Genomic DNA, 10,191 nt, shown 5'->3' on the forward strand with positions numbered 1-10,191 from the left:
CGCTCGGCCATGGCTTGTTTTTGATAAGTGCTGTTTTTAAGCGCTTTCACTGCATCAATTGGTGTTTCAATGCGAACCAGTTCAAAGCCAGAAGCTTGAGAGAGTGCTTGCATGAACACCTTGTTGAAAGATGAAATATGTTCAGTGACTTCATCCAGCATGCCTTCTGGTGCGCGTTCTCCAGGGGCTAATGCGCGTACGGTAGGAAGTAGATTGGGGTGATTGCCTTCTAGTACGGCATCTTCGCGCGTCCAGTATCCAATAATTTCATCTTTTTGATTGAGTTTAGGAATAGGCTGTAAAGCATCGCCACCCACTCCTAACAACAAGCCTTTAATTTTGCCTCTTAGCTTAGCTAACTCTGTCACAATCGGCGCTGAACGCTGTGGCATTTCATCACCATCGGTAATCATCACCAAATTCATTTTTCTTTTCTGCGCTTCAATAATTGATGCAGTAAGCACATTGGTGACCCACGAATCACCTATCCAGCGCATGCGTCTATCTAGCCCTGACACAACCTTTTCTATTGAGGCAAAATGCTGGCAGACTTCTAATGGCTCGAACAGTACTACTGATTCATCCCCTGCGAACAGCCCAACCGAAACTCGCGAACCGCAAGGTAAACTTGACATGCCTTCACGCACCGCTAACTTAGCCAGTGTGAGTCGGTCGGTCTGTGGTTTTGGGTAATCTACATCGCGCACGTTCATGCTCTCGCTGATATCAACCACAAACAGCGTATCTTGCACCACGCTTTGCAATTGCATTTGCGGTTCAAACCACACAGGCAATAACACTAAGCCAGCCAATAAATAGAATATCGCCCCGTTTTGTATGCCATGCCGTAAATGGACGCGGAAGTGTCCCCACCAATGTTTTACGTTATGGCGCATTAAAAATCACCAAAAAAATTTAAGCTACTCAGGCAGACAAGGCGACATAGATTCAATTTTTTCAAGGCAAACCTCTGCGCGTATTATCTTTCATCAGCGCCGTACCATTTTGCTGATAGGGCTGTAAACCAATCGTTCCATCAGGCGAATTTTCATAGCCTTCAGTACGTTTTTCTGGGCTAAGTCTGTCAATCAACTCCAAGTTATAGCGTGCGTCGTACATATCTGGCTTAATTCGCAATGCGCCTTTGTAGGCTTCACGCGCAAGTAAGACGCGTTCGACCGCACGTCGATGTGAGCCACCTTTTTCAATATTGGACGAAGCAATGACCGATTCAAAATGCACATTACCAATGGCATATTTTGCACGGGCACGTAACTCTGGATCTTTTGTGACTTCGGCAATATTGAAGGCCTTCGCGGCTTCTATGGGTTTATTCTGACTTGCGAGTAAATAACCAATACTATACGCGTGCAAATACTCACGATGATTTAGCGGCTGCTTGAGTATCGATTTATTGTCATAGGCAAGGTTGAGTTGCTGCGCTTTCCACCATAAGCTGAATTGGTAGGCGGCGGCTAATATAAACAACACCATCAGTACCAATAAAGCTTGGGGAAGGTGGTCAAGTAATTTCTGGCGTATTTTATGTTTTGTTGTCATTTCGCTAACCCCAATGTCATGGCTTCCATGCTCTAATTTCAATCTGCTTCAACCAAAACAACGCACCTAATAACAGCATAGCGAGCAGATAAAAATAAATGGCGTAATCTTGACGTGGCAAGCGATATTCATAACGCGTGGGTTTATTGGTTGAACGTTCAATTTCTGCCACCGCTTGCTGTAGGCCCGCCTCGCTATTCACCTCAAATGCTTGGTAAGGAATATCTAGATCTTCAAATAAGCGGTTCATGGCCACATTTTGGTTAATTTCAACTTGATCTAACTCCGCTTGCGGGATGTATTCGTTATCACCTGCAATCACAGAGCTTAGAATATTCTTCTCAACACCTGCATGCACATACACCCAAATCAACTTGGCGCGATATTGCCTAAATAGATTTTTTAAAATTACCCGATCTTCTGGCTCAATCACCGCATCGCCATCGGAAACCAGCATAACCAAACGTGTAGCTGTAAATGGCCTGCCATTAAAATAGTCTAAACCCATGGCCAATGCACGGTTTAGAGCGGTAAATCCAGAACTGTTACTTTCTGCACTTTTTAATGCTGCTCTGGCCAATTCTCTATCAGCCGAAAGCGGCGCAACGCTAATGGGTGCGGCGTTGAACGCCACTACGCCAAAGGTATCGGCAGGGCGTTGCTCCATAAACCTAAGCAACACCTTACGCGAGGCTTCTATTTTGCTGATAGGCTTTGCGTTAACACTTTGGTCGTTTGCCTGCAAATTTTCAGACATACTACCACTGCGATCTAACACCACCACAATCTCGGCCCCTTCACCCACCCGTATCACAGTGCCGCCCTCTGTAAATGGCGCGGCGGCGGCGATTATCAAGCTAATTAATGTTAAAACTGCTAAAGCACGCACACCCCAACGCAACCAATCCGATAGCAAGTCTTTGGGCCAGTCTTCTAAGCCAGGATAGTTAAATTGCTTAACGCCATAGCTGACCAATGGTAAGAGCGTTAAAGGTAATAGCCACAGCAATTCTGGTTTAAAGAAATGGATTGCATTCATCACATTAGGCTTTTATAGCGCCATTTACCGAATGGTTTGCTATTAGACGTGCGGACTTTGTCGAACTTACATTTAGTTGTGTCGCACGAAATAAACGCTCCGCCACAGCAGCACGTTTTATCCATTTGAGCGTGTCAGCGACTGCGATTGAATCAATTGTTAACTGTCGTTTATTTTCAAAAAATAAGGCCCAAGTTTGAAGAAAAAACTGTGTGATTTCTGCCTTATCCGCCGCCAGATAAGGTGCCTTGTCAAACAAGTTTTCTAACGAGTTAGGATAAAGCGACTGCCCTGCACTACTTGCTAGGGCGCTGTGTATGCTACGAATATTATCAATATTGAACGTGGCTTGTTGCGCCACCCCTAACATACGTAACTGGCGCGATAGCTTAGCAATTGGGCCAGGATTGCGTGGCCACCAACTAATTTTATCGAGCAACCATAGCCAGAGTGTGCCGCATAACAAACCCAAGATTAAGCAGGTAAGACCAATAGTTAAAGGCGTGCGTGTGTCAAAACGCAATGGTGGCGCATAGGGTCGATGGGTATTTTCGGTAATCGTAGGTGGCAGCACAGGTGACAATCTAAAGCCCTGTGCAGGAATTGTGATCGCTAAAGGTTTATTATTCGCCGTATTTCTGGCATTAGCGTCGTCATCAGCGGGGATCGTTTGTAATTGAATGGCAGGTATTTTAATCGTTTGTGCATGCTCCACCGTACCAAATACTTGCCAGCTAAAATCAATATTAATGTTACTGCTTTCATCAGCATTCTTTACTTCAACCATCTTTACTTCACGTAAATCCAACCAATTATTCACGGGGCCGTTTAGGGGCACACTATTAGGGTCAAACACCAAGCCTTTGGCCAAATTAAACTCTACGTGCATGGCAATAATGTCGCCCAACGTATAACCGTTATCACGCATGATAACTTTGATTTTTGACGCTGAGTCTACTTTATTCCCTGTCACTACAGGAGCCGCGACAGCAAATGTGTTTTGAATTATTAAGTACAAAGTCAGTAACAACATAAACCTAACTTTCATCATGCGCTACGCTCCATAAAATACTTGGTTAAAAGTGCTGAACTGAATTCACCTTTTACAACAAAGGGTTTGTTACCGTACTTGCGACTGGCTTCTTCAACATTGCGCACATGTTGTGCGCGTAAATTCTGCATTTGTTTTTTTAAACTCTCGCGCATCCACACAAACTGCGCCGCACCAGTTTCTGTATCACGCAAAATAGCAATGCCGCTTTTTGGTAGTGCATCCATTTCTGCGGGATCTTGAAGCATGACTGGCACTACATCGTGATGCGCCATTTTTTTTAATAACTGTTTTAATTTACCTGCTTGCCAGCGAAAATCTGAAATCAGAAATACTAAGCAGCGTCGCTGCGGCAAATACGGCACTGCAGCAAATAAGCCATTGGCATGCTGACCTTGCGGTTTTAGTTTTGAAAAATGGTGATTCACCCACAGCCAGGCACCTCGATTGGCTTTGGGAGGCAGCATACATTGTTTGTTCATGGCTTCACCTGCGGCAAACAAGCCGAAAGCATCCCCCGAACGATAGGCTGATAATGCCAATTGAGAGGCAATTTCTTGCGCAACATGCATACGGTTCACTTGCCCCACATAGCCCATTGAGGCAGAAGTATCCACCAGCACAATCACTTTCAATGCAGAGTTTAAGTTAAAGTCACGCACCCAAATATTAGCAAATGGATCGCGCACACTGGCACGTAAATCCAATCGGCGGGGATCTGGATGGTCGCGTAATAGCACTACAGAGCGTAATTGATCACCTATACCTGCAACTATGCCGCGGCTAGCGCCAGGCTGATGTCCAGATGGGCGCCAACGAACGTGATAATGAATTAAGGGCTGCTGTGGCATTAGTTAATCTTTATAGCTATCGCGGTCACGGACCGCTCTAACAAGGTGAATGCCGGCAGGTAAGGTGCCAGAGGTACGAATGTGCAAACTAACTTCATACTACGGTCTCAAATTATGTTGTAGGAACACTATGCAAAATAGCCTGTGTATAAGCCTTAGCCAGCCAATTACGTTGCAACTCATATATCGGCGTGAAAAAAACCCGATGCGCCACCACTTGATGAAATACTGCGGCTACATCTTGTGGTGCCAGTTCTAAACGGCCGTCCAACCAAGCTGAAACCTTAGCTGCACGCACTAGCATACTGGTGCCACGTGGCCCCATTCCTGCAATCATCAGTTCATCCATATCCACTTCTGACAATTGAATACCATAATCTTGAGGACGATGCGTTGCGCGGCGTAAATGCTCGACGAAATCTTGTACTGCATCACCAGCAGTTACAGAGTTTTGTATGACTGGCGCAAACGGCGTAAGCGCATCAAACCCCACATTGCCTGCAGTCACCTGTTCGATTAATTTATCGGTATCGTGAAAGCGCGTGTCAAACGTCAATGATTTATGAACGCTACTAGTATTGGCTGGGTTGATTTCCAGCTCCATCAGAAAACGATCGCGTGCTGCACCTGGCAACTCGAATGTTTCTTCTTTTTCTACCGCATTTCGGTCTGCAAATACTAATAGATGTGGAAAATAATATTCGCGGTTAAACGCTGTAACACTGCGCTCTGCCATCACCCGTAACAATAGCGAATGTACTTGAGGACGTGCCCGGTTGATTTCATTAAAAAAGAACACCGATAAATTTTCACCCTGTCCGAGAATTGGGCCAGGATCTACGCGCGGTTTACCATCTTGATCGATATAAGTATGATAGATTAGGTCTTGCGGCATCAAGTCGATAGTGCCTTCAATCCGTTGATAACCTCCACCTAGCCCACGTGCTGCGGCGCGTAACAGCGTGGTCTTACCAACACCAACATTACCTTCAAGCAATACGTGTCCACGTGCAAAAATCGCGATCACCAAAGACCGAATCGCTGGTGCCAAACCAATTATCGTGGCATTCAGTTCATTTTCATAAGTTAAAGCACGATTTCGCCAATCTTCAAGCGTGTTTTCCAACATAGCAACCCCTATATTTTTTAGCCACTTGTCAGCATCTCTAAAGGTGCCGAGCATTGCGACATAACTTTTATTTGTGCTGCTATTAGACGTGAAAGACAGTGTTTAATTTAGGGATAAATTCCCGACTTATACTGGGATATTGGCTACAAGAAGTAGTCCAGATTGGATATTTTTTATGGGCCAATGGTTGATTGTTGCTGGCCAGTGTTAGCGAGCAACAATCAAACAACTTCAAATTAGCAGCTTATCAACAATCACTACTAACTTATCCAAGAATTAAAAGCCAAACCTGTGCTTTAGGTTGCCCCACCAAGAAGTATTCTTCTGCGAAGTTTTATTCTTTGAACTTTCAGTGGGGGATGTTACTTTTTTGCTGTCGGGTTATCCAATCCAGTTAAAGCAGCCTTCACATAGGCATTCACAGCTTTTAGTGCGGACTCATCATCCAAGCCTTTTGGAGGCTCATTAGTAGTATCGGCGCGATAATAACGGGCAAGCCATGAAACGCTAGATCCAGCACCTTCGGCTTTTACTTTAATACGTCCAGTAAGTGAGCTAACTGGTAGTGCTTTAATATCAATCTCACCTGCGATTCGATAGGAAATCGACATTTCAGCAGGTAATATCTCATCAACCTCTTCGTCAATTTTACTGTTATTTTTAAGGGTTAAGGTACGTTTTTTCGGGTCTGATGACTGACAGTCAGCAACATCAGGATGCCAGTTTTTAATAGCGCATGGATCACTTAGTAATTTCCAAACGATCTCGGGGCTAGCCTTAACCGTATGCATTTGATCGGTTTTTTGTGGCGTTGGGCCATGAGCGAAAGCTGGCATTGCCAAAGCTGAGAAGATTAGCGTGTATATTAATTTCATCCTTTTTTCCTATTTGTTAAGTGTGGTTGAATAAACTGCTTAAAAAGTCTTTGTAAAAAACTGGTGGGTACATAAAACAGTATTAGTAATAACATGGCGGGGAAGGAAAACCAAGCACGTAAATCGGTATTACTGGTTCGCCATGTGGCCATTTTTTTATTGGTAAGTGCTGCTGCAATTGAACTGGTATCGCTTAGCTTTAAGTAATTAAGTCCTGTGACTTTAGCTAACTCTTTTAAATTATTTTCGTCTAACGATGAAAGATGCGCTTTCGTTGTTTCGGCGGGGTTACTACCATGCGGCGCATTGCGACCATGCTGATTTTCCATATCCAATGCGGAAAGTGTCTTTCTGTTTACACCAAAGGTAGCGTATCGCATCACCTCCTCTAGCTCCCAGTATGCTGTGATATTGTCATCTTCATCCAGCTTAGGGATACGCGCTGGGGTGTTGCCACCAACACCAATCAGACTACCCCTAACCGCTCCAACTTTACCTTCAAATTTAGGTGCGTAGTCTGGGTTAATTGGCGGAGCTTGATGACCATCGCTAATAAATGCTAAACGCATTTCTTTATCCAGCTTTGGCGTTTGAGCTACCGCACTAAATATGCCATTGATAATAAATGAGTCTGCCGCCCAAGCCATGCGCCAGTCAATATGTGCAATAGTTTCATCCAACGCGCCAAAATGAGCGCAAACTTCCATGGGGTGTGTGATGGTAGTTGTGTCACGCTCAGTAAATAAGCCAATCGCCACGCGTGATCCACAAGGCATGGCACGTAAGGACTCCCGAATCGCACGTTTAGATATTTCTAAACGACTCACCGCTTTTTCATTTGCTTCCATATCACGTACATTCATACTTTGAGTAATGTCCAGCACCACATACCAGTCAAACACACGCCTTGGAAGACTCGCCTGAGGTTTTAGCAGACAAATACAGAGAAGAAATAGCACAATTAACAATAAGCGATCACGCCAATCAAGTTGCTTAATATTTAATTTACTACGCCAGTTCATGGACGTCCTTATGGCATTCCACGTGGAAAACCAGGGATTGCGGGCCATCCATCTTGAGGAATACTCTCGTTTTTAAGGTCATCATCCTCTGTTCTATTGCTAGGGCCTTTACTCTCAATCGTTGGCACTAAGCGTAGCGCTAATTCGTAGTTATATTTAGCATCCATCCAATCAGGCGCTAAACGTAAGGCTTCTCGGTAGTTTTCTTTGGCAATTGAAAGTAGCGGTGTGACTTTATCCCAAGCTTCCAGACCCGAAGCGTCTAATATTAAATAAGCCTCACGGGAATATAGATTTGCCATATTGTAATGCGCCACTTTACGGATGTATTTATCATGACTGGCAATAGCAAGGGTATAAAACTTTGTAGCTTTTTCGGTATCTTTGCGTTTCGCCCAATAGACTGCATCCGCAAAAACCGCATCTGGACTAGCGCCATTTTGCAATGTTTTATTTTCAAGGTGCTGATGATATAGATTCGCTTTATAAAGCGCTTGCCCACTCCAGAATAGGCCTAATACAGATAGAACTAACATAAGCCACATCCATGGAAAAGCTCTCAAAAAGAAAGTACTTAGACGGCTCGCCACTGTTTAACCTCCGTTAAATGAAAAGCAAATAAGCCACATGTGCATAACAAAGCCAGCCAATAAAAAATCGCCGACAAATCACGTCTTGGTGCAGCTTCTTGGTAGAGTACGGGTTGATTTTTTAATCTAGAAATATCGGCCATTGCTTGCTCTACAGCCTGAGGGTTTTCTGCTTCATAGGCTTTATAAGGTACGCCCATCGATGCAAAATACTTATGCAAATGGTATTCTGGGTATGCATCATCATGCCCCTCTTCTAGTGGCTTGGACAAACTCGCACCATTAGCTGAACGTAAAAATATCCAGTACAACGATGCACCTTGCCGATGAAACATATTGCGTAACATGTCTTGTGTTTTACTTTCTAAATGCGCACCACCATCAGACACCAGCAACACCACGCGAGCACCTGTAACAGGTTTCCCTTCATAATAACTTAGCGCCATACCCAAGCCACGGGCGACCGCAGTAAAGCCCATACCACCTGCATCAGTAGCCTTTAGTGCTGACAACACAGCCTCGCGATCTCCTCCCAGTGGCGCAACTAATATGGGCGAGGTACTGAAAGTAACCATACCGAGCAAATCTTCACGACTTTTACCAACAAAAGTTTGTAACACACGGCGCGCTACTGCCATTTTGGAAGATTCCCCTTCAACGGGATTGTCCGCAAAGTTATCGTTCATGCTGGCGCTTCGGTCGAGCACCAGCATAATATGTGCACCCCGCCCTACACGTTCAATGGTGTGACTAGCCCAGTAAAAACCAGCCAAGCCAAATATAATAAAACTAATGGCTAAAGCTCCTAAAATTCGCCATAGCCGTTCTAACCATTTAGAAAGCGAGTCGATTGGCAACCTTGCAATTGATGGATAAGCAAAGGCCGTGTGCCCGCGTACCAGTAATGGAAACAAAGCCAATGGAAGTAATAGTAAGTAGGCTGGACTCTCTAAACCCCAGTTTTCTAGGCCTAAGGTTTCCCAGCCTAAACTCCGCAAAATATCATTTACAAAATTCATACAACTTAAGATCCCGTCTCAAGTTTCATTAGTTGACGACTTAGCTGGCTAAGTTGAAAAAGCGTATACGAGCTAGAATTACCAGCAAAAAATGTGCGTTCTGATTCCGCATAAAAACTTTCGATTTCTGCCCGTTTAGCGGCATATTTGCCATTGTTAGCAAATAACAATCCAATTCTTTCTAAACTTAATGTTGTTCCAGCACTCGCATCACAAGCCCGCCGTAACACACACATCGCTTTAGTTAACTGAGCCGAAGTATCCACGTTGCCTTTCACTTCTTTTTTCAAGTGCTTAATTTCACGATAAGCTTTTCTAAATGGCTTAGGTTCAACAAACAAAGCGGTGAGTCTTGCTGGCAGCCAATCAAAATGCCAGGCAAAATACAACATTGAGAGTAAAAAACCGACAACTGCAAGACATAAGGTGAGAACAATTGGGCCTGTGTTACGTGGTTGTGGCATAGCATCTAGACGTGGCTTGATATGCGCTTCATCCATACTGGTTGGCAATACCGACGACACCAATACACGCGCCGCATTCACATGTACAGTCAACGCCTTTTGACTAGCTATTTTGGGGCGGAATTTTAAATCGAGCGGTTTTAATGAATAGGATCGCGTTTCTTGCATCACTCGAAAAATCTGCCACTCTAATTGAATGACATGCTGGCTTGAATTCCCGATATTATGCTTATGCCAAGTGGCGTTCCGAAGCTCCATATTAGCGGCACCCTTGCCCTTGGCAGGCAATGAAGATTCATCAAACTGATATCCCTTTGGTGTAATAATATTAATAGTTTGATAAGCAATATCACCAAGTTGATAGCCAATTTCGTAAGTGTTGGACTGCATTTTTATCGGCACAATGCCAACAGAAGTATTTGTTGTAGCGGCTACTTTTGAGGTACTTAAGATTGAAATTGCCAATAAAATATAGAAATAACGCATCAATTTGCCTCCAGTAAATGGCGCGTTAATTGCTCGGCCTGAAAGCTATCTTCTAAAAAAAATGGTGCGCGTGTGCCTTCTTTTAAGCACTTAGCTATAATATTT

11 protein-coding genes are annotated in these 10,191 nt (G+C 44.1%); all 11 read right to left on the reverse strand.

All coding sequences use genetic code 11. From position 1 onward, the window contains the following. The coding region (locus HOO90_RS02240) for a VWA domain-containing protein (RefSeq protein ID WP_292839040.1) at positions 1-896 on the reverse strand (896 nt) is incomplete at its 3' end. Between the two features lie 61 nt (positions 897-957). Then, positions 958-1,560, reverse strand: coding sequence for a hypothetical protein (locus HOO90_RS02245; RefSeq protein WP_292839042.1), 603 nt, complete (start codon positions 1,558-1,560; stop codon positions 958-960). Positions 1,561-1,576: 16 nt separating this feature from the next. Then, positions 1,577-2,599: a VWA domain-containing protein gene (locus tag HOO90_RS02250; RefSeq protein WP_292839043.1), complete on the reverse strand. Its 1,023-nt coding sequence runs from the start codon at positions 2,597-2,599 to the stop codon at positions 1,577-1,579. 4 nt (positions 2,600-2,603) lie between these two features. After that, positions 2,604-3,650 (reverse strand): hypothetical protein, encoded by a 1,047-nt coding sequence (locus HOO90_RS02255; protein WP_292839045.1) that lies wholly within the window; start codon positions 3,648-3,650, stop codon positions 2,604-2,606. Next, positions 3,647-4,501 (reverse strand): DUF58 domain-containing protein, encoded by an 855-nt coding sequence (locus HOO90_RS02260; RefSeq protein ID WP_292839047.1) that lies wholly within the window; start codon positions 4,499-4,501, stop codon positions 3,647-3,649. Before HOO90_RS02260 ends, HOO90_RS02255 begins: the two co-directional genes overlap by 4 nt. Positions 4,502-4,613: 112 nt before the next feature. Then, positions 4,614-5,630: a MoxR family ATPase gene (locus tag HOO90_RS02265; RefSeq protein ID WP_292839059.1), complete on the reverse strand. Its 1,017-nt coding sequence runs from the start codon at positions 5,628-5,630 to the stop codon at positions 4,614-4,616. 362 nt (positions 5,631-5,992) lie between these two features. After that, a complete protein-coding gene (locus HOO90_RS02270; protein WP_292839049.1) occupies positions 5,993-6,505 on the reverse strand; it encodes an SRPBCC family protein in 513 nt (170 codons plus the stop codon). Next, positions 6,502-7,527 (reverse strand): VWA domain-containing protein, encoded by a 1,026-nt coding sequence (locus HOO90_RS02275; protein WP_292839051.1) that lies wholly within the window; start codon positions 7,525-7,527, stop codon positions 6,502-6,504. The genes HOO90_RS02270 and HOO90_RS02275 overlap by 4 nt, the downstream gene beginning before the upstream one ends. Before the next feature lie 8 nt (positions 7,528-7,535). Further along, positions 7,536-8,063 carry a hypothetical protein gene (locus HOO90_RS02280; protein WP_292839053.1) on the reverse strand — a complete coding sequence of 176 codons (528 nt, stop codon included), beginning with the start codon at positions 8,061-8,063 and terminating at the stop codon, positions 7,536-7,538. Positions 8,064-8,101: 38 nt separating this feature from the next. Then, complete coding sequence (locus HOO90_RS02285) at positions 8,102-9,136, reverse strand: vWA domain-containing protein (RefSeq protein ID WP_292839055.1); 1,035 nt, start codon at positions 9,134-9,136, stop codon at positions 8,102-8,104. Positions 9,137-9,141: 5 nt separating this feature from the next. Further along, positions 9,142-10,086 carry a hypothetical protein gene (locus HOO90_RS02290; protein WP_292839057.1) on the reverse strand — a complete coding sequence of 315 codons (945 nt, stop codon included), beginning with the start codon at positions 10,084-10,086 and terminating at the stop codon, positions 9,142-9,144. Between the last annotated feature and the right edge of the window lie 105 nt (positions 10,087-10,191).

Source organism: Methylotenera sp. (genome assembly GCF_013141425.1).
Classification (GTDB): domain Bacteria; phylum Pseudomonadota; class Gammaproteobacteria; order Burkholderiales; family Methylophilaceae; genus Methylotenera.